Raw genomic sequence first — 20,823 nt, forward strand, 5'->3', positions numbered from 1 at the left:
GTTAAAATGTAATTTTTAACGACGAAATGTAATTTTTTTCCTTTAAAAAGTTGTTTTTTAAAAAATATATAAATATGTTTACGCTCTTAAAAATTTAGGAGTATAAAATTAACCTCGAGTTTTCAATGAATATGAAGAAGTTTGTATTAATTACAGCAGTTTTAGCACTTTTAGCAAGTTGTGGATCTAAAGATAGAGGCCAACTTGTTGGTGTTAAAGGAAAAAAATGGCATCCAGAAAAACCATATGGTATGACATTAGTTCCAGGAGGAGCATTTATTATGGGTAAGGCCGATGATGATTTGGCTGGTATTCAAGATGCACCCGCAAAAACGGTAACAGTTAGAGCCTTCTATATGGATGAAACGGAAATCACTAATAGTGAGTATCGTCAATTTGTAGAATGGGTAAGAGACTCTACCATTAGAACCAAATTAGCCATTTTAGCTGATGAAGTTGGTGAAACTGGAGATAGTGGTGAGCCAGGTATTGGTCAGTTTGCATTTAAAGATGCTAACGAAGAAGATATGACACCTTACGAAAAATACATGATTGACAACTATAGTGGTCTTGGAGAAACAGGTTATGAGGGTAGAAAATTAAATCACGAAGTAGATTTAATTTTCGATACTGCCGAGTATCCAGACGAATACTACGTGGAAGTTATGGATACCATGTATTTACCAATTGAAGAATCTTATAATGGTCAACGTACTTGGGATGTTACTAAGTTTAAGTTTCAATATTCTTACATGGATATAGAAAAAGCAGCAAAAAACAAAAACTTACGTCGTAAAGATGTTATTATTAAAGAAGAAGTAGAAATCTATCCAGACACTACAGCTTGGATTAGAGATTTTGCATACTCTTATAACGAACCTATGCATAACGATTATTTCTGGCATGATGCCTATGGTGATTACCCAGTTGTAGGTGTGTCTTGGAAACAAGCAAAAGCTTTTTGCCAGTGGAGAACATTAGTTCATAACACTTACAGAAAAGAAAAGAAAAGACATTATGTAAATTCTTACCGTTTACCATCTGAAGCAGAATGGGAATATGCGGCGAGAGGAGGTTTACAAGCTGCAACTTTCCCTTGGGGAGGACCGTATGCTAAAAACGACAGAGGTTGTTTTATGGCCAACTTCAAGCCTTTACGTGGTGATTATGCAGCAGATCAGGCATTATATACTGTAGAAGCAGATGCTTATGAAGAAAATGATTTCGGACTATATAACATGGCAGGAAACGTTTCAGAATGGGTAAATGCATCTTACGATCCTGCATCATACGAATACGCATCAACAATTAACCCAAGTGTTAATCAAGCAAGTAACCAACGTAAAGTGGTAAGAGGTGGCTCTTGGAAAGATGTTGCATACTTTTTACAAGTAAGTTCGAGAGATTACGAATATGCAGATTCTGCAAGAAGTTACATTGGCTTTAGAACTGTTCAAGATTACATGGGAACAGAAGTTACTGCTAATGCAAGACGATAATAAAAAATTAAAAAACTCTACTAAAATAAATTAACTACTTAAAATTAAAACTTAGAAATTATGGCACAAAAAGGCAAAATCACACTTACTAATATGATCTACGGATTAGGAGCAGCAATCGTAATCGTAGGAGCATTATTTAAAATTCAACACTGGCCTTATGGTTCAGAGATTTTAACAATTGGTATGATTGTGGAAGCATTGGTATTTACATATTCAGCATTCGAAAGACAATCATCAGATTTAGATTGGTCTTTAGTATATCCAGAATTAGCTGGAGGTATGACCACTAAAAAAGCAAAGAAAGAAGAGCCTAAGGACGCAGAAGGTTTATTATCTAAAAAATTAGACAACTTATTAAAGGATGCTAAAATTGATGGTGAATTAATGGCAAGTTTAGGAAACAGTATTAGAAATTTCGAAGGCGCTGCCAAAGGTATTTCACCAACTGTAGATTCTATGGCTGCAACAAAAAAGTATGGAGAAGAAATGTCTCTTGCTGCTGCGCAAATGGAATCTTTAAACAGCTTGTACAAAGTACAAATGGAGTCTGCTAACCGTCAGGCTGCAATTAATGAAGAAGCAGTTGAAAATGCGACTAAATTAAAAGAGCAAATGCAATCTTTAGCATCTAATTTATCTTCATTAAATGGAGTATATGGTGGTATGCTATCAGCAATGAACAAAAACTAATTAGTAATTAGGTATAACTAAATTAATAATTTAAAAAACTAATTAGACATGGCAGGAGGAAAAGCATCTGCAAGGCAGAAAATGATTAACTTGATGTATTTAGTATTTATCGCAATGATGGCTATGAATATGTCAAAAGAAGTACTATCGGCATTTGGACTGATGGACGCTAAATTTGAAGAATCTAATATAGTTGCCACCGAAAAGAATGGAGCTTTATTAGCAGATTTAGAAACAAAAGCTGAAGAAAAGAAAGAAGAATTTGCTGTACCTTATAATAAGGCGACTCAAGTAAATGCAGTTTCAGATAAATTTTATTCATACATAGGAAGTTTAAAAGCAGACTTATTAAGAGAAGGAGACTATTCTGTAGATCCTAAAACAGGTAAGTTACCTTTCGAAGCAATGGATAAAACAGATATTCTTGATGAAATGTGGTTTACTGGTGATCGTGAAACTAAAAAAGGTCAGGAAGTTATAGCAAAAATTGAAGCTTACAAAAATGATATCAAAGAAATTCTTGGTACTGATGTAAAGTACAAAAAAGCGATTGAGCGTTTGGAAAAAAGATTCTCAACAGCTAAAGTTACTACTAAAGAAGGTATCGATAAAAGTTGGTTAAATTATCACTTCCAAGGATTCCCGGCAATTGCATCATATACTAAGCTAACAGCTATGCAAAATGATGTAAAAATGACAGAGGCTAATATGTTTAACTTGTTTTTAGGAAACAGTTTAGATGAAGCAGTTTCTTTAAAGAAATATCAAGCAATCGTATTGGCAGACAAATCTGCATTTTTCGCAGGAGAAAAATTCCAAGGAAAAGTAGTGTTAGGTAAATATGCTAATGTTACACCAACAAAATTAACTGTTCAAGGTAAAGAAATAAATGTAGCAGAAGCTATAGATTCTACTGGAGCAGCAAAATTAGACTTTAACGTTGGTAATGTTGGTGAGCAGGAAATTAAAGGAACATTTACATTTTTAGAAGATGGTAAGCCTTTAGAAATTCCTATTGTTGGAAACTACGTAGTAGTACCAAGACCAAACTCAGCAACAATTTCAGCAGATAAAATGAATGTTGTTTATAGAGGTGTAACAAACCCTATGACTATTTCTTTTGCTGGTGTGCCAGATAATAAAGTAACGGCATCTGCAGCTGGTTTATCTAAAGCAGGAAAAGCAGGAAAATACAATATGGTACCAACTTCTGGAAGAGAAGTAACTATTAGCGTAAGTGCAACTTTAGACGATGGCTCAAGAGCTTCAGATAAAGCGACCTTTAGAATTAAGGATATTCCTAAGCCAGCAGGAAAAATGGCAGGTTTGTCTTCAGGTAAATTACCAAGAGCCAATGTTGCAGCAGGTACTGTTAAAGCAGAATTAGAAGATTTTGATTTCGATTTACCGTTAACCGTTACTGGCTTCAAAGTAAAGGTGCCTGGACAACCAAGTATTACTGTAAGCGGTAATAAAATGAATGGTCAGGCAAGAAATGCTATAAACAAAGCAAGAAGAGGCGATGCAATTCAGATTTTTGATATTTCATCAAGATCAAGTGGTCCAAAAATGAAACCAGCATCTCCAATAGTTATAGAGTTAGCTAACTAAACCAACTTTGTAATTAATTAATATTTAAAAGAAGAAGACAAGATGAATTATAAATCTTTATTAGCAGTCGTATTTGGAGTAGTAATTACCTCAAGCGCATTTGCTCAAGCTAACATTTTAAATGCTAAATCTCCAGAAGAGATTGGTGTGAGAACTGACGAACAAAAAGCTTTAGATAACGATAAACCACTTGAGTATGGTTATGTTGATGATAGAGATATTATGTTCGCTAAAATGACTTGGGAAAAAGTAGTTTTAGATGAGCGTGTAAACTTTCCATTATACTATCCTGTGGATACTAACAATATAGGAAGTAACAGACGTTCGCTATACGATGTGTTAACAAAAGCTATTGTAGATGGTGATATTGAGAATGTGTATTACGATTCTTATTTTACCGGAAAGCGTACAGCTAAAGAATTAGCAGATATAACTACTAAAATCGATACTTTAGATTACGGGTACGATCAGTTTAACGCTGAAGGACGTGTAGATCCAGAGTATATTACAAAAAGACAGATTTCTTCTTTCGATATTAGTGCTTACCTTATTAAAGGATTATGGTACTTCGATAAACGTCAAGGCGAATTAAAATATCGTTTATTAGGAATTGCACCTGCAGCTCCAGATGTAAACTTTATAGATTCAGACGATGAAGCGAATAAAGAACCGAATCCATTATTTTGGGTATTCTTTCCAGATGCAAGAGAAGTATTGCACGAAGCAAAATCTTTTAATGCTAAAAATAGTGCCATACCATTTTCTTTCGATCACATCTTAAACGCACGCCGTTTCAATGGTATCATATATAAAGAGGAAAACGTGTATGGAGACCGTAAAGTTGAAGAATATATTGCTGAAAATGCACTCATGCAACTTTTAGAATCTGAAAGAATAAAAGAAAAAATTAGAAATTTTGAGTTAGATATGTGGTCATACTAACTCTAAAAAATTAATATATTTTAAACGCTCACTTTTAAGTGAGCGTTTTTTGTTTGTTAAATTTATTATTCCGTTTGTACTTATGGTGTGGAAAAGAAACTATTATCTTAGCACATTGAAAAATTTAAGCATAAAATGGAAGAAGGTATAGAAACTATCGATTACATTATCGTGGGTTGTGGCTTGGCAGGTATTGCTTTTTCTGAGCAATTAATAGCGCATAACAAATCGTTTATTATTTTCGATAATAGCTCTCAACAATCTTCTGTAGTTGCAGGTGGGCTTTACAATCCAGTAATTTTAAAAAGATTTACAACAGTCTGGAAAAGTGAAGAACAACTTGAACTTGCCATCCCATTTTTTGAGAAAATTGAACAACGTCTAAATATAAAACTCGATTATAAAATTCCTGTTTACAGGCGTTTTTCTTCTTTAGAAGAACAGAATAACTGGTTTGTAAAGTCTGATGAAACAAGATTAAGCAACTACATGCTGCCTAAAATACATAAGAATATCAATAACAATGTAAATGCAGCCTATGGTTTTGGGGAAGTATTGCAAACTGGCCGTATCGATACAAAATTATTAATTGAACAGTATAAACGCTATTTAAAAAAGAGTAATCAATTAATAGAAACAGGGTTCGATTATAAATCCTTAAATACCAAAACCGGTTTTGTTTACAATAATTTCAAATCAAAAAATATTGTGTTTGCAGAGGGTTTCGGACTTAAAAATAACCCTTACTTTAATTTCTTGCCATTAGTGGGAACAAAAGGTGAATTATTAACCATTTACGCACCAGCATTAAAAATAGAAGTTGTAATTAAATCAAGCGTTTTTATTATTCCTTTAGGGAATGATTATTACAGAATAGGTTCAACGTATAATCACGAGCAACAAGACAATAGTATTACTTCACAGGCAAGAGATGAGCTTGTAAGCAGGCTTAAAACAATAATAAACTGCGATTTTAAAGTGGTTAATCAAGTGGCAGGGATAAGACCAACAGTAACCGATAGAAGACCTTTGGTGGGTTCGCATTCAGATATACAAAATATGTATGTGCTAAATGGCTTAGGAACCAGAGGTGTTATGATTGGACCTTACGCAGCCAAAAAACTCTATAATCTTATAGAAAACAACCAGGATTTAGACCAAGAAATCGATATAGCACGATTTGCACGCTAAGTCTTAGCTTTAGATTTGTCGTAACTCATAAATAAGCTAATCCAGATGTTTCTGGAAAGTCTAACAATTACAGGATATAACAAAATTTGAGATGCTACAATAGCTACTATAGCTATATTAAGCGATGAGTTTAAAAATAAATAACTAATAACAAATGCTGCTACAGCAAAAGCAATGCCTACACCATAACTAACATACATAGATCCATAAAAAAAAGAAGGTTCAATTTTATATTGCGTACCGCAGTTGCTACATTTTTCATGCATACCAAAAAGCTCGGTTACAACGTAAGGGTTTTTGTTAGTGTACATGGATTCTTCATGGCATTTGGGACAAACACCAGTAATAATAGCGTAAATTTTGGATCCTTTTTTAAACATATAATTTGTGTACTTTTGCAATTGCTAAATAATACTGTAAAGTTACTATTTACTATTCATTCTTTTATTCATTTCTCATAGTTAAATTCAATGCTCAATATTCATAATCTATCAATTTCGTTCCAAGGCGAATATTTATTCGAAGACATTACCTTTAAATTAGGTAATGGCGATCGTGTTGGGTTAATTGGCAAAAATGGTGCTGGAAAATCTACAATGTTAAAAATTCTTGCAAAAGAATTAGAACCGGATTCTGGACAGATTGCGGCAGATAAAGAATTAAAAATTGGTTTCTTAAAACAAGATATCGATTTTACTTTTGGAAGAACCGTTCTCGAAGAATCTTATGAAGCCTTCACAGAAATAAAAGCATTAGAGGCAAAAATTGAAACGATTAATAACCAATTAGCCGAGCGTACAGATTACGAAAGTGAAGGCTATAACCAGTTAATGATTGATTTAAACGAAATACAACATCAATACGAAATTATTGGCGGTTACAATTATCAAGGCGAAACGGAGAAAATCCTGCAAGGCTTAGGTTTTAAGCGTGAAGATTTCGAAAAATTAACAGATACTTTTTCCGGAGGGTGGAGAATGCGAATAGAGCTGGCAAAGTTGTTACTTCAAAACAACGATGTATTACTACTCGATGAGCCTACAAACCACTTAGATATTGAATCTATAATTTGGTTGGAAGGGTTTCTTAAAAATTATACAGGAGCTGTAGCAATAGTCTCTCACGATAAAATGTTTTTAGATAATGTTACCAACCGAACTATAGAAATATCTTTAGGGCGTATTTACGATTACCCCAAACCTTACACCAAATATTTGGTGTTGCGTGAGGAAATTAGAACACAACAAATAGCTTCTCAAAAAAATCAGCAAAAGCAAATTGAGCAGACAGAGAAGCTTATCGAAAAATTTAGAGCCAAAGCCAGTAAAGCAACTATGGCACAATCTCTAATAAAAAAGTTAGACAAAATAGACAGAATTGAAGTCGATGAAGACGATAATAGTGTAATGACTTTAAATTTTCCAGTATCCATAACACCTGGAAAAGTGGTAATTGAAGCCGAGGATGTATCAAAAAACTATGGAGACAACCAGGTATTATCGCATATAAGTATCATGATCGAGCGTGATGCAAAAACAGCTTTTGTTGGGCAAAACGGACAAGGTAAATCTACCTTAGCTAAAATTCTTGTGGGCGATTTAAAGCACGAAGGATATCTAAAATTAGGACACAATGTCCAAATTGGTTACTTCGCACAAAATCAGGCCGAATATCTCGATGGTAGCAAAACCGTTTTAGACACAATGATTGATGCCGCAAACGAAACGAATAGGAGTAAAGTGCGTGATATTTTAGGGTCTTTTTTATTTAGAGGCGACGAGGTAGAAAAGTACGTGCGTGTATTGTCCGGAGGAGAACGTAATAGGTTAGCATTAGCAAAATTAATGCTTCAGCCTTTTAACGTGCTCATAATGGATGAGCCTACTAACCACTTAGATATCAAATCTAAAAACGTATTAAAAGAAGCACTACAGCGTTTTGAAGGCACATTAATATTGGTGTCGCACGATAGGGATTTTCTACAAGGATTAACAAGTACGGTTTATGAATTTAAAGACGAAAAAATAAAGAAGTATTTAGGCGATATCGATTATTATCTTGAAAAACGCCAGGTTGAAAACCTTCGTGAAGTAGAAAAAAGAACCGTAACAAAAGAAACACCTAAAGAAAAAAATAAACAGTCTTACGAAGACCAAAAGAAAATAAAATCACTTAATAACAAATTAAGTAATACTGAAGCTAAAATCAATCAGTTAGAAAAAGAGCTTAAAGAAATTAATGTCGAGTTGGCCACTAATTATGATGAAGTGGTCTCAGATAAAGATTTTTTTACAAGCTATCAAAAGAAGAAAGACACTTTGGAAGCTTTAATGGCAAAATGGGAAGAAATTACCATCGCTTTAGAGCAATACAATTAAAAGTCTTTTAGGTTTTTTTTAACGTTTATCCTTTAAACTATAGTTTAATTTTGTGGTCTTACCATCAAAACCAAATAAATGCGCAAAATTATACTATCCATAATTGGTGTTTTACTAATTGTATTTTCTTTTCTATTTGCTAAAAACCTTATCGAAAACAAAAATAAACCAAAGCCGGTAGCGGCAAAAGTTATTAAAACCGTATTTACAGATACGGTTCAAAATAGTACAATTCCTATAGTTATTCCTGCAAATGGAAACTTAACTGCGAAGCAAAGAGTCGAACTATATTCTGAAGTACAAGGCATATTCCGTTCTGGAAAGCACTTGTTTAAACCAGGTCAAGAATATAGAAGAGGAGAAGTTTTAATTCGTGTTGATGCCGCAGAGTATTATGCAAGTGTGCAGTCTGCAAAAAGTAATTTGTACAATTCTATTTCGGCAATTATGCCAGATTTACGATTAGATTTTCCAGATGTGTATCAAAAATGGCAAACCTATTTAAATGGTTTCGATTTAAATAAAACAACACCAAAATTGCCAGAAATTACATCAGATAAAGAAAATTACTTTATTACAGGACGAAGTATTATTACCAATTATTTCAACGTTAAAAATCTCGAGCAACGTTTATCTAAATATACTATTACAGCGCCTTTTTCCGGAATTTTAACCGAAGCATTGGCAACAGAAGGTTCGCTAATACGAAACGGGCAGAAGTTAGGCGAGTTTATCAATCCCTCTGTTTATGAAATGGAAGTAGCAATTAGCAAATCGTTTGCAAACATTTTAAAAGTAGGCGAAACCGTTACACTTACCAATTTAGATAAAACAGAAAATTATACAGGAACAGTTTCTCGCGTCAATGGTAGTATAGATGCTACTACGCAAACAATCACTGTTTTTATAGAAGTTAAAGATGACAAGCTAAAGGAAGGTATGTATTTAGAAGCCAACTTAAATGCTAAAAGCATTGAAGATGCCATTGAAATTGATAGAAACTTACTTTTAGATAGTCAAGAAATTTATGTAATAAGAGATAGTATTTTAGATGTCATTGCAGCAAAGCCTGTTCATTTTTCTGATACTAAAGTCGTTTTAAAAGAGGTGCCAAATGGCACTGTTATCTTAAAGCGTCCGGTTCCAGGTGCGTATTCTGGGATGTTGGTAACACCTTTTGTTGAAGAATCTGCAACTAACGATAATACGAAATAATGAGAAAAATAATAAGTTATTTTATTAAGTACCATGTAGCGGTAAACGTATTTATTATTGCATTTTTTGCATTTGGTATTTTAGGTGTGATGTCGCTTAAATCGTCCTTTTTTCCTTTAGTAGATTCTAAAATAATAAATGTAAGCATTGCCTATCCTGGAGCTTCACCACAAGAGATTGAAGAAGGTATTGTGCTTCAAATAGAAGAAAATTTAAAAGGATTAAAAGGTGTTGATCGTGTAACTTCTGTATCTCGAGAGAATAGCGGAACGATTACTGTTGAAATTGAAAAAGGCGAGAATATAGATTTTATGCTTTTAGAAGTGAAAAATGCGGTAGATCGAGTGCCTACTTTTCCAACAGGTATGGAGCCCTTGGTGGTTTCAAAAAATGAAGAAGTACGCCAAACTATTTCTTTCGCGTTAAGCGGTAAAGATGTTCCGCTAGCCACATTAAAGCAATTAGGACGGCAGGTAGAGAACGATTTACGAGGCATCGACGGAATTTCGCAAATAGAAGTTTCTGGTTACCCGGAAGAAGAAATAGAAATAGCAGTAAACGAAAATAGTTTATTAGCCTATAACCTTACATTTAGTGACGTCGCAAATGCGGTGAGCACTTCTAATATATTAGTAACAGGAGGAAACATAAAAACTGATGCCGAGGAGTATTTAATTAGAGCCAACAACAAGCAATATTATGGCGATGAGTTGTCTAATATTATTGTAAAAGCCTCTGGAGATGGAAAAGTAGTGCGTTTAAAGGATGTGGCAATTCTTAGAGATCGTTTCTCCGAAACACCAAATGCCACCTATTTTAATGAGCAGCTATCGGTAGATATTACAGTTACAAGTACAAACAATGAAGATTTAATCACCTCTGCAGATAAAGTTAAAGAATACATAGAGGCTTACAATCAAAAGTATAATAATGTTAGGTTAGATGTAGTTAGAGATCTTTCTATAACCCTAAACCAGCGTACTAAATTGCTTACTGAGAATGCTATTATTGGAATGCTGTTGGTTTTAGTATTCCTATCGTTATTCTTAAACACACGTTTAGCATTTTGGGTGGCTTTTGGCTTGCCTATTTCCTTTTTAGGAATGTTTATTTTCGCTGGCCAGTTTGATGTAACCATAAATGTCTTGTCGTTATTTGGAATGATCATCGTTATCGGGATTTTAGTAGACGATGGTATTGTTATCGCAGAGAATATATATCAGCATTATGAAAAAGGAAAAACACCTAAACAGGCTGCAATAGATGGTACAATGGAAGTAATTCCACCAGTAGTTTCAGCGATTATAACTACTATATTAGCCTTTTCACTATTCTTATTCTTAGATAGCAGAATTGGTGAGTTTTTTGGAGAAGTCTCTGTAATCGTTATACTTACGCTACTTGTGTCTTTAATCGAAGCACTAATTATTTTACCAGCACACTTGGCACATTCTAAAGCGTTAAGACCGCCAGTTAAGGAAGAAAACCCTTCTAAAATGAAACTGTTTTTTTCTAAAATGAGAGGAATAAACAGAGCGGGAGACAGGTTTATGGCTTTTTTAAGAGACAAAGTGTATTCGCCAGTTTTAGACTTTGTGCTTAGATTTAAGGTATTGTCATTGGGAATTTTTGTTGCACTGTTAGTGCTAACCTTTGGGTCTATTGGTGGTGGCATTATTGGTGTTACCCTCTTTCCAAGTATTGCGAGTGATACAGTTTCAATTCAATTAGAAATGCCCAACGGCACCAATGTTAAAGTAACAGATTCCATTATTTCTATGATTGAAAAAAAATCATTTATAGTCAATCAAGAATTAACAGAACAATATCTAAAGGGCACAGATAAAGAACTTTTTGAAAACACCATTTTAAGCCTTAATAGTAGCTCGAGTGCATCATTACGGCTAAATATGTTGCCAGGTGAAGAGCGTCCGGATGCTATTACCTCTTCAATGGTTGCCAATAGACTAAGAGAATTAGTTGGTCCGGTTGTAGGAACCGAACGTTTAATATTTGGATCTGGTGGTAATTTTGGAGGTAGCCCTGTTTCAGTATCATTATTAAGTAATAATATTGAAGAACTTAAAGCATCTAAAACCGAGTTAAAAGAGTATTTAGAATCTAATCCTTTATTAAAAGATATTGAGGATAATGATCCAGCAGGTATTAAAGAAATAAGATTAGAGCTTAAGGAAAGTGCCTACCTTTTAGGCTTAAATTTAAGTACAGTAATGAGCCAGGTTCGTGCTGGTTTCTTTGGAGCACAAGCGCAACGCTTTCAGCGCGGACAAGATGAAATAAGAGTTTGGGTACGCTACGATAGACCAAATAGAAACTCCATTAACGATTTAGATGATATGCGAATCTTAACACCATCGGGAGAGCGTGTTACCTTAAAAGATATTGCCAACTACACCATCGAAAGAGGAGATGTTGCAATCAATCATTTAGAAGGACTTAGAGAAATTAAAGTCTCTGCCGATTTAAAAGATCCAAGCACAAGCAGCACAGATATTTTAGACGAAATTAAAAACAGCTTTATCCCAAAGCTTCAGTCTAAATATCCAACAATTACAACATCTTTCGAAGGGCAAAACAGAGAAAAAGATAAACTTGTTAGCTCCTTAGCCCAAGCTGGGATACCCATTTTGCTATTAATCTATATTACCATAGCTTTTACCTTTAGAAGTTACAGTCAGCCCATATTATTAATTTTATTAGTGCCTTTTAGTTTAACAGCAGTTGCTTGGGGACATTGGCTATTAGGTTTTCCTGTAAATATTCTATCCTTGTTAGGTATTATTGCGTTAATAGGTATTATGGTGAATGACGGTTTGGTATTAATTGGTAAATTTAACGGAAACTTAAAAGAGGGAATGACTTTCGATGTTGCGCTTTCCGAAGCTGGAAAATCGCGATTCAGAGCTATTTTTCTTACCTCTTTAACTACGGTTGCAGGATTAGCACCTTTACTTTTAGAGAAGAGTAGACAAGCACAATTTTTAAAACCAATGGCTATATCCATATCATTTGGTATCGCATACGCAACCATTTTAACATTACTTGTATTACCATTATTTTTGTCTTTTAACAATAGAATAAAACAAAAAGGAAAATGGCTAATTACCGGAAAAGATATTACAAAAGAAGAAGTTGAACGTGCTATTAAAGAACAGAAAGAAGAAAATGAGCATTAAAAACAGCCTTATAATTGCATTATTGTTTTGTGTTTCAAACTTGATTGCACAAGATTTATTAACACCAGAAGAAGCGGTTAAAATAGCATTAGAAAATAATTACGACATTAAAATAGCAAATAATGCAACTACCATTGCAGAGAATAATGCAAGTATTTTAAACTCAGGTTATTTACCAACGCTAACAGGTAATGCCGGAGCAACTTATAATTTAGATAATACTGAAGCAGAGTTCTCAAATGGCACAACAACCGTTTTAAATGGTGCAGAAAGCGATCGTTATAATGCTTCATTAAGTTTAAATTACACGCTATTTGATGGCTTAGGAAGACGATACAATTACAAGAGTTTAAAAGAACAATATCAGCTTTCCGAATTACAAGCCCGCGAAACGATAGAAAACACCATACTGCAATTATTTTCAGTGTATTATAACGTAGCACAGTTGTCCGAAAATTTATCAGCTTTAGAAGAAACATTAAAAATTTCTAAAGACAGATTGTTACGAGCACAATACCAATTCGATTATGGGCAAAACACCAAGTTAGGCGTTTTAAATGCTGAAGTTGATATCGTTAACGATAGTATTAATATTATTAACGCAAAGCAAGATTTAAAAAATGCCAAACGCGATTTAAATGTGGTGTTGAGCGACGCATTAGAGGGTAATTTTACTGTTGAAACCGAAGTGCTTTTTGCTCTGCAATACCATAGAGATAGTTTATTTCAAAAAGCAAAGACGCGAAATATAGCATTACTTCAAACCGAAAAAAATATTGCCATTGGCGAATTAGATATTAAAACTGGCAAAACGGCTTATTTACCAACGGTTGGTCTTGTTGGAACTTATGGGTGGAGTAAAAACAATAATAATGCCGCTTCGTTTGTTGCTGTGTCAACAAATACAGGTTTATCTGCAGGTTTAAATTTAACCTGGAATATTTTTGATGGTGGTAACACCTTAACCAGAGTTAGAAACGCAAAGGTAAATTTAGAAACGCAAAAGCTTGAAAAAGAGAACCTTTTGGTTAGTATTACACGCGATTTTAATAATGTTTGGGATAATTATCAAAATAAATTAGAGATTTATAACCTTCAGGAAAACAATATTTTAACAGCGCAAAATAATTTTAACCGTACTCAGGAAAAATTTAAAGTTGGACAGGTAAACTCTATCGAATTTAGGCAAGCCCAATTAAACCTTTTAAATACCGAAGTTAGCCGAAATCAAGCTAAATTTTCTGCCAAATTAGCCGAATTAGAACTACTTCAATTAAGCGGAGAATTATTAAACACACAATTTTAAACTGCATTTCATCGATTAAATTGACAAATAATTAAATTTTTGTTGATTTTACCTGAATCAATAGTGTTGTTCGTCGAAAAAATTTGTTTTTCAACTTCATTGGGTTTAAATTTGATTCATATTAGTCCCCAAAAACTAAACCATGAAACATTTAAGCCTAACTTTAATCTGTCTTTTTGCAACGCTATTTAGCTTTGCAAATATTTCGAACACTGCAAAAGAAGCTTTAATAGCCTTACATACTTCAACCAACGGAGAGCAGTGGACAAAAAAATGGGATTTAAAAGCAGATGTTAATACCTGGTATGGCGTTACTGTTGAAAACAACAAAATTGTAGCACTTAATCTGCCTTTCAATAATTTAAATGGAACCCTTCCTAAGGAACTTGGAAACCTAACGGCTTTGAGAGAAATCAATCTTGGTTTTAATAAATTATCAGGAACATTACCTGTTAGTTTTTCAAAGTTAAAAGCCTTAACCAAGGTGGAACTGTTTTTAAATCAGTTAGAAGGTAACATTCCTTCATTTTTAGGACAATTAAAAAATCTTGAAGTGTTAGCACTGTACAGTAACAAGTTTACAGGAGAAATCCCAGTAGAATTAGCTTCTTTAAAAAACTTAAAAGAATTACAATTAGGAAGTAATTTTTTAACAGGAAAAATTCCTGCAGAATTAGGAACTTTAATGCAACTTAAAAAATTAAGTTTAATAGATAATAAGTTAGAAGGAAGCATCCCTTTAACGTTAACAGATTTAAAAAACTTAGAAGAGCTTATCCTTTCAGATAATAAATTAACTGGCAATTTACCATTACAATTCAGCAAATTAGTGAAGCTAAACACATTAATGGTTAGCGATAACAACATGGATGTAGAATATGCTACAGTGGTAGAGGATAGAGCAAGTGTTAGAAATGCTTTTTTAACGTTTAACGATACTTATGTTGTAGAGCGCGATTAGATTAAAGCTAAAAATATTGTTTAAAGAGCCAGCGATTTAGTTGGCTCTTTTTTATTTTTACAAAAAGTTTAATTATGATAGAGCATTTTTTTCAATGTCCTTACTGCTGGGAAACTATTTCTATGCTCTTAGATAGCAGTGTAACAACTCAAACTTATGTAGAAGATTGTGAGGTTTGCTGTAACCCAATACAAATATCTCCACATTTTGAAGCGACAGAACTTGTTGGTTTTCAGGCTGTAAATATTGAGCAATAATTTTTTGTAATTAATGCTTGTAATATGTAAAATTGATTGTATATTTGCAGTCCAAAATAATTGGTCGGCATTATGAACCGAAAGTTAAAAGCTAAGTAATTATTTTAAATTTTAAATCGCGGGATAGAGCAGTAGGTAGCTCGTCGGGCTCATAACCCGAAGGTCACTGGTTCGAGTCCAGTTCCCGCTACTAAGTTAAAAGCCTTTCAAGAAATTGAAAGGCTTTTTTATTGCATTTTTAATAAAGCATTTTATTTATCATTTTTTAGCTATTCTATACAAAAGCACTATAGCCAGTAATGGCTCTGCCAACAATTAACGTATTAATTTCTTTGGTTCCTTCGTAAGAATAAATTGCTTCAGCATCTGCAACAAATCTTGCGACATCATATTCTAACAAAATACCGTTGCCACCCATAACTTCACGAGCACGACTCACAACATCTCGCGTTCGCATAGAGCAAAATACTTTGGCGAGCGAGGCATGCTCATCGGTTAAAAGGCCTTGATCTTGCAATTCCGATAAACGATATACCATCGCTTTCATAGCTGTAAGATTAGCCAGCATTTCTACCAAATGATTTTGAATAAGCTGAAACTTTGCAATGGGTTTGCCAAATTGCTCACGCTTTTTGGTGTATTTTAAAGCACTCTCATAAGCACCTCTGGCGCAACCTAAAGCTTGCCAGGCCACTCCAGCTCTGGTCATTCGTAACACTTTAGCAGTATCTCTAAATGAGTTTGCTTTTTGCAAACGGTCATGCTCTGGAACTTTACATTCTGTTAATGTTATAAGGGCATTTTGTACCGTTCGTAATGCCATTTTATTTTCAATTTTTTCAGCCTTATAGCCTGGGTTACCCTTTCTCACCAGAAACCCTTTTGCTTGATTATCTTCAACATTTCTTGCCCAGATAATAATAACATCTGCAAAAGTAGCATTACCAATCCATTTTTTTTGTCCGTTTAAAACCCATTCATCACCAACTTTTTTACAAGTTGTTTCCATGCCACCAGCGACGGCACTTCCAACATTGGGTTCGGTTAAGCCAAAGGCGCCAATGGCTTCCATTTTTTGCATTTTTGGTAACCATTCTTGTTTTTGTTCTTCGCTTCCACAAAGGTAAATGGAGCCCATAGCAAGCCCACTGTGCACGCCAAAAAATGTTGAAATAGAGACGTCTACACGTGCAATTTCTTCTGCAATAATACCTTCCATAATAAATGGCAAAGAAGGGCACTCATAGCCTTCGTAAGCCACACCGCAAATATTTAATGCTGCCATCTTTGGGATAATTTCAAATGGAAACTCAGCTTTGTTCCAATAACGGTTTGCAATTGGCTCTATTTCGGTTTCCATAAAGTTGCGAACTTTCATTTGGATGGCACGCTGCTCTTGTGTGAGTTTTAAGTCGTAATCGTAGAAATCACCATCAATAGGAGGTAATTTGTGCTGTCCTTTTTTTGCTTTTTCAGTAAGCATTTTCATAAGTCCTTTAAGTTGCGCATCGTCTAACTCACCAACAGATTTCATGATTTTAGGTAAATCTATTTTTTCAGAAATTTTAGCCAATTCCTTAAAATCGACTTCTTTCATTAAATGTGTGATCTGTTTTATTTTTTTAAAAAGTTCCATAATCCTTTTGTTATAATCTATATTAAAATTATTTGAGCATTTTTCCTTTATACCGTAGCTGATAAGGCATTTGTAAGACCTCTGTTTTTGTATTGTTAAGAAACACCTTTTCCTTTAACTTTCCTAATTTAATAATCAAGACGATTTTATAATAACTTCTTCTAATAGTCTATTGACACTTCTTTGCCGATACAACAAACTAAAAAGCAAAATCAGTTTCTTTATCTAACTTTATTATTTTTGTTAAATGTTAGATAATTTTGAAAATGAATATTTTGGAATAGGTATTCAAAACGGTAAGACACCAGAGAATTTAGGAGTGCTTTGGCGTTCGGCTCAAAATTTAGGAGCCAGCTTTATTTTTACAATAGGAAATCGTTACGCCAAGCAAGCATGCGATACGCATAATGCAGTAAAAGCAATGCCTTATTTTCATTACGATAATTTCGAAGCATTTTACAAACATTTACCAAAAGGTGCCAGATTGGTTGGTGTAGAATTAACTAAAGAAGCCGAAGCGCTCGAAACCTTTCATCATCCAAGACGCTGTGTTTATTTATTAGGCGCAGAAGATCATGGTTTATCCAAAACAGCTATTAAAAAATCCCATCATTTAGTAAAGTTTAAAAGCAAATTAAGTTTAAATGTATCTGTAGCAGGAAGCATCGTGCTCTACGATAGAGGTTTAAATAAGCCAAGATCTTAATTACTATTTTAGAAATTGATACGCTATATATTAAATAAGTAAATTACGTTTTTTATATTCGTTAAAATTTTTAACTATTTTCCTAAACTACTCTTCATGAAATTTAAATTACTTATTCTATTTTTGCTATGCACCTTAAGCTTTTTATCGGTATCTGCCCAAGATAGAAAACCATTACAAATAGCAGATGAATTTCCGCTTGACTTAACGTCTTCAACCAATTATTTTAATAATACTAAAACTGGAATTGTTTATAAAAAAACCTTTAAGAATAAAGGTTCTGCTTACATAAAACTGCATATAAATGCTTTTGATTTAAAAACTGGTGATTTTTTAAAGGTATATAGTCCTACTTCAAATGAAGAATATATTTATTCAGAAAAAGGAAAAATTGTTGGTGTTAATAAAGAAATGATTAGTGAGTTCTGGACTGGTACCATTTGGAGCGATACTATAATTATAGAATTGCATGCCATTTCAAATAACACTTCAAATTATGGTTTTAATATAGATCGAGTGGCATACGGTCATACTCCGGAAAAAATTAATGCCGCTGTAGAAAAATTAGACGGTTATAATTATGAATCGATATGTAGTGTAGATGACAAAGAGCCTATAGTTTGCTATGATGGTACGGAAATGAGTCGTAAAGCCGAAGCCGTGTGTAGATTGCTAATCGGTGGTGGTGGCTTATGTACAGGTTGGTTATTAGGTTGCGATGGTAGTGTAATGACTAATAATCATTGCATTGGTAGTGCTGCCGATGCCAACAATACCGATTTTTTATTTAATTATCAATACGATAATTGTGCCGAGACTATTGATGCTACATCCGATTTGCAAGCAACTTCAGCAACATTTGTAACAACAGATGCTAGTTTAGATTTCACCTTGGTAACTTTACCAGTAAACCCTACTGCTACTTACGGTTATTTAAGCTTGTCGTCTGTAGCTGTTACCAATAATGAGCGTATATACATTCCTCAACATCCAGGTGGAGCACGTAAGGAAATTGCAGTAACAACAGATACTGGTGGAGATGTTAATGGTTTCGCCATTGTTACAGATTCAGGTAATGGCACTCCGGGAGATCGTGTAGAATACTCAGCAGATACCGAAGGTGGGAGTTCGGGTTCGCCAGTTATTAGATTTAACGATCACTTAGTAGTTGCAATACATAATACAGGAGGATGCCCAAATGGGTCTAATGGAAGAAGTGATCATTTAATTGCTGCTATTGGAGCAAATATGCCAAGTTGCGGTGTAGATGACAATAATCCATCAGCACCCTATGTTTCGGCCAGTAGTAGTAATTTACAACCAATTGATGAGGCTTCAGATTGTGCTTTTCAGGATATTGATTTAACCGTTAGAATCGCTCAACCTGCTTCTCAAAACGCAGATGTAACACTAAGTGTCAATGGAGGCACTGCAACTAATAACATTGATTTCGAGTTGCTGACTACAAACGTATCTTTTCCTGCAGGAGACGATTCAAATAAAACTGCAACTTTAAGAGTCTTTAATGATGCATTTGTTGAAGGCGACGAGAACATAATCATCTCATTGGCTTTAAACGCAAATGGAGGCGATGCTCAATTAAGTACTTTAAATTCCTATAATATAATTGTAAGAGATAATGATTATGATCCAAACATAGGTAACAGCCAGATTCTTTTTTCTGATGATTTTGAAACAGATTTAAGTGCTTTTACTGTAACAGGAAATGGTGCTTCAAACTTTGCAATTAGTAATACTGCCGGATCGTCATCAACGAGTTGGTCAACCGCTGGTAACAGTACCAACTTTGTATTTGTAAACGATGACGCTTGTAATTGCGATATGAGCCAGGAACGTATAACTATTACAAATGCGGTGGACTTGTCGCTATATAACGAAGCTTACTTAAATTTCGATTTAACACATATAGATTCTGAAAACCAATATGATAGTGAAACTTATATTCAAATCTCAACAGACAATGGTACAACATGGGTAAATGAAGGTATCGCTTTAACAAGCACTTCAGGATGGGAAAGTTTAAGTATGGACCTCTCAGCTTATGCTGGGCAACCAAGTGTAATGATATCTATTCTTTATAATGATCTTGGAAATTGGGCGTATGGCTTAGCCATCGATAATCTAACGGTTCAAGGTTTAGGAAATGCACTTCCGCAAACAACCATTAATTCTGGTGTAAATAGTAATTTACCTGGATCTGGAACAATTAGTGCTTTTGATGATACCTCGGGACATATCATGTCTACCATCACTAATAATGATGATTTTAATTATGGTTGTGTAAACGTGTCAGTTACCAGAGAAGGCAATAGTGGTCAGGCATTTCAAACATTTGTAGCACCTATTTTAGCAATGGATAAGGCGTATACTATAGCTGCAGACAACGCTAATAATAGTGGTGATAATACCATAACTTTCTATTTTACTGAAGCAGAAGTTGCAGGTTGGGAAACAGCAGTAACAACTGCTGGAGGTAGTGCTACAAGAAACGATTTGTATATATATAGAGGAACAGAATCTGTTCCGGCTACAGTTGGAGCTTTAGGAGATGCTGTAACGTTAACAGGTGCTTTTAGTGGTATTGACGGCGAATTTTTATTCGCACAAGACACATCTAATTTAAGTGTTGTTGAAGAACATATTACAAGCTTCTCGATATTTCCTAACCCAGTACAGGATGTTTTAAGTATTACAACGAAAGACAACCAAACACCAGAAAACTATACTATATATAGTATTTTAGGTCAGGTAATTATTAGAAAGCAAATTCAATCTCAAAGAGACTTAACAATTAATGCTTCGCAATTAGCTTCTGGATTGTACTTTATTAAATTAAATTTAGAATCTAAATCTCAGGTTATTCGTTTTGTAAAGAAGTAATTTAATACGGACTAATTTTGTCTAAAAGAGGCTGAAATTACTATTTCGGCCTCTTTTTTTAATAAAACTTGTTTTAGTCAGAATTTTTATAAAAACATCAACTGTTAATATGTTATAAAGCTTAAGATAGCTGATATTATCTAATAAATGAGGGTTTCGTGTGGCAAGGACTTGATTTACAAACAATTATTCGTAGTATAAAACCCACTTTTTATATGTAAATTATTGAAAACCATTCGTTTTAACAGATTTTTTGTTGCCCTTATCGATTTATAACATGATTGTTAGTTATATCATTTAGTTTTTTCGAACTTTAAGATGCTATTAATC

The 20,823-nt window shown here is 34.0% G+C and carries 15 protein-coding genes and 1 tRNA gene; 14 read left to right on the plus strand and 2 right to left on the minus strand.

Annotated features, from left to right (window positions below; translation table 11 throughout):
* Positions 1–131 precede the first annotated feature (131 nt).
* The 5 genes from porK (at position 132) to ACVC43_RS14445 (ending at position 5,936) form a co-directional block, all read left to right on the plus strand.
* Positions 132–1,499, plus strand: coding sequence for a T9SS ring complex lipoprotein PorK/GldK (gene porK / locus ACVC43_RS14425; protein WP_452225331.1), 1,368 nt, complete (start codon positions 132–134; stop codon positions 1,497–1,499).
* Positions 1,500–1,559: 60 nt separating this feature from the next.
* A complete protein-coding gene (gene porL, locus ACVC43_RS14430) occupies positions 1,560–2,192 on the plus strand; it encodes a type IX secretion system motor protein PorL/GldL (RefSeq protein WP_452225237.1) in 633 nt (210 codons plus the stop codon).
* A 48-nt stretch (positions 2,193–2,240) separates the two neighbouring features.
* Positions 2,241–3,803, plus strand: a complete 1,563-nt coding sequence (gene porM, locus ACVC43_RS14435) for a type IX secretion system motor protein PorM/GldM (RefSeq protein ID WP_452225238.1) — start codon at positions 2,241–2,243, stop codon at positions 3,801–3,803.
* A 42-nt stretch (positions 3,804–3,845) separates the two neighbouring features.
* Positions 3,846–4,745, plus strand: coding sequence for a type IX secretion system ring subunit PorN/GldN (porN, locus tag ACVC43_RS14440; protein WP_452225239.1), 900 nt, complete (start codon positions 3,846–3,848; stop codon positions 4,743–4,745).
* Positions 4,746–4,880: 135 nt separating this feature from the next.
* Positions 4,881–5,936 (plus strand): NAD(P)/FAD-dependent oxidoreductase, encoded by a 1,056-nt coding sequence (locus ACVC43_RS14445; protein WP_452225240.1) that lies wholly within the window; start codon positions 4,881–4,883, stop codon positions 5,934–5,936.
* Here ACVC43_RS14445 and ACVC43_RS14450 read toward each other — a convergent pair.
* Positions 5,933–6,316 carry a DUF983 domain-containing protein gene (locus tag ACVC43_RS14450; protein WP_452225241.1) on the minus strand — a complete coding sequence of 128 codons (384 nt, stop codon included), beginning with the start codon at positions 6,314–6,316 and terminating at the stop codon, positions 5,933–5,935. The two genes, ACVC43_RS14445 and ACVC43_RS14450, sit on opposite strands and share 4 nt — an antisense overlap.
* A 90-nt stretch (positions 6,317–6,406) precedes the next feature.
* On the opposite strand from ACVC43_RS14450, the gene ACVC43_RS14455 reads away from it, so the two are divergent.
* From ACVC43_RS14455 to ACVC43_RS14485, 7 genes are all read left to right on the plus strand, one after another.
* On the plus strand, positions 6,407–8,314 hold the full coding sequence (locus tag ACVC43_RS14455) for an ABC-F family ATP-binding cassette domain-containing protein (protein ID WP_452225242.1): 1,908 nt from the start codon (positions 6,407–6,409) through the stop codon (positions 8,312–8,314).
* A 78-nt stretch (positions 8,315–8,392) separates the two neighbouring features.
* A complete protein-coding gene (locus tag ACVC43_RS14460) occupies positions 8,393–9,529 on the plus strand; it encodes an efflux RND transporter periplasmic adaptor subunit (RefSeq protein WP_452225243.1) in 1,137 nt (378 codons plus the stop codon).
* A complete protein-coding gene (locus ACVC43_RS14465) occupies positions 9,529–12,726 on the plus strand; it encodes an efflux RND transporter permease subunit (protein WP_452225244.1) in 3,198 nt (1,065 codons plus the stop codon). Before ACVC43_RS14460 ends, ACVC43_RS14465 begins: the two co-directional genes overlap by 1 nt.
* Entirely contained in the window at positions 12,716–14,032 is a 1,317-nt protein-coding gene (locus ACVC43_RS14470; protein ID WP_452225245.1) for a TolC family protein, read from the plus strand. Before ACVC43_RS14465 ends, ACVC43_RS14470 begins: the two co-directional genes overlap by 11 nt.
* 142 nt (positions 14,033–14,174) lie before the next feature.
* Complete coding sequence (locus ACVC43_RS14475; protein WP_452225246.1) at positions 14,175–14,993, plus strand: Two component regulator three Y domain protein; 819 nt, start codon at positions 14,175–14,177, stop codon at positions 14,991–14,993.
* Positions 14,994–15,067: 74 nt separating this feature from the next.
* A complete protein-coding gene (locus ACVC43_RS14480) occupies positions 15,068–15,250 on the plus strand; it encodes a CPXCG motif-containing cysteine-rich protein (RefSeq protein ID WP_452225247.1) in 183 nt (60 codons plus the stop codon).
* A 117-nt stretch (positions 15,251–15,367) separates the two neighbouring features.
* Positions 15,368–15,440, plus strand: a tRNA-Met gene (locus tag ACVC43_RS14485).
* A gap of 84 nt (positions 15,441–15,524) precedes the next feature.
* Here the strand turns inward: ACVC43_RS14485 and ACVC43_RS14490 are convergent.
* The gene (locus ACVC43_RS14490) at positions 15,525–16,886 is read right to left on the minus strand and encodes an acyl-CoA dehydrogenase family protein (RefSeq protein ID WP_452225248.1); all 1,362 of its coding nucleotides are present in this window, start codon (positions 16,884–16,886) and stop codon (positions 15,525–15,527) included.
* A gap of 247 nt (positions 16,887–17,133) precedes the next feature.
* Between ACVC43_RS14490 and ACVC43_RS14495 the strand changes: the two genes are divergently transcribed.
* Both ACVC43_RS14495 and ACVC43_RS14500 read left to right on the plus strand, forming a co-directional pair.
* Positions 17,134–17,592 carry an RNA methyltransferase gene (locus ACVC43_RS14495; RefSeq protein ID WP_452225249.1) on the plus strand — a complete coding sequence of 153 codons (459 nt, stop codon included), beginning with the start codon at positions 17,134–17,136 and terminating at the stop codon, positions 17,590–17,592.
* Between the two features lie 96 nt (positions 17,593–17,688).
* Positions 17,689–20,493, plus strand: a complete 2,805-nt coding sequence (locus ACVC43_RS14500) for a trypsin-like peptidase domain-containing protein (RefSeq protein WP_452225250.1) — start codon at positions 17,689–17,691, stop codon at positions 20,491–20,493.
* The last annotated feature ends 330 nt before the right edge of the window (positions 20,494–20,823 follow it).

The organism is Lacinutrix chionoecetis, from assembly GCF_053604665.1.

Excerpts from the sequence above, each read along its gene's own strand:
- porK (WP_452225331.1), top strand. The coding sequence starts at position 132 with ATGAAGAAGTTTGTATTAATTACAGCAGTTTTAGCACTTTTAGCAAGT.
- porL (WP_452225237.1), top strand. The coding sequence starts at position 1,560 with ATGGCACAAAAAGGCAAAATCACACTTACTAATATGATCTACGGATTA.
- porM (WP_452225238.1), top strand. The coding sequence starts at position 2,241 with ATGGCAGGAGGAAAAGCATCTGCAAGGCAGAAAATGATTAACTTGATG.
- porN (WP_452225239.1), top strand. The coding sequence starts at position 3,846 with ATGAATTATAAATCTTTATTAGCAGTCGTATTTGGAGTAGTAATTACC.
- ACVC43_RS14445 (WP_452225240.1), top strand. The coding sequence starts at position 4,881 with ATGGAAGAAGGTATAGAAACTATCGATTACATTATCGTGGGTTGTGGC.
- ACVC43_RS14450 (WP_452225241.1), bottom strand. The coding sequence starts at position 6,316 with ATGTTTAAAAAAGGATCCAAAATTTACGCTATTATTACTGGTGTTTGT.
- ACVC43_RS14455 (WP_452225242.1), top strand. The coding sequence starts at position 6,407 with ATGCTCAATATTCATAATCTATCAATTTCGTTCCAAGGCGAATATTTA.
- ACVC43_RS14460 (WP_452225243.1), top strand. The coding sequence starts at position 8,393 with ATGCGCAAAATTATACTATCCATAATTGGTGTTTTACTAATTGTATTT.
- ACVC43_RS14465 (WP_452225244.1), top strand. The coding sequence starts at position 9,529 with ATGAGAAAAATAATAAGTTATTTTATTAAGTACCATGTAGCGGTAAAC.
- ACVC43_RS14470 (WP_452225245.1), top strand. The coding sequence starts at position 12,716 with ATGAGCATTAAAAACAGCCTTATAATTGCATTATTGTTTTGTGTTTCA.
- ACVC43_RS14475 (WP_452225246.1), top strand. The coding sequence starts at position 14,175 with ATGAAACATTTAAGCCTAACTTTAATCTGTCTTTTTGCAACGCTATTT.
- ACVC43_RS14480 (WP_452225247.1), top strand. The coding sequence starts at position 15,068 with ATGATAGAGCATTTTTTTCAATGTCCTTACTGCTGGGAAACTATTTCT.
- ACVC43_RS14490 (WP_452225248.1), bottom strand. The coding sequence starts at position 16,886 with ATGGAACTTTTTAAAAAAATAAAACAGATCACACATTTAATGAAAGAA.
- ACVC43_RS14495 (WP_452225249.1), top strand. The coding sequence starts at position 17,134 with ATGTTAGATAATTTTGAAAATGAATATTTTGGAATAGGTATTCAAAAC.
- ACVC43_RS14500 (WP_452225250.1), top strand. The coding sequence starts at position 17,689 with ATGAAATTTAAATTACTTATTCTATTTTTGCTATGCACCTTAAGCTTT.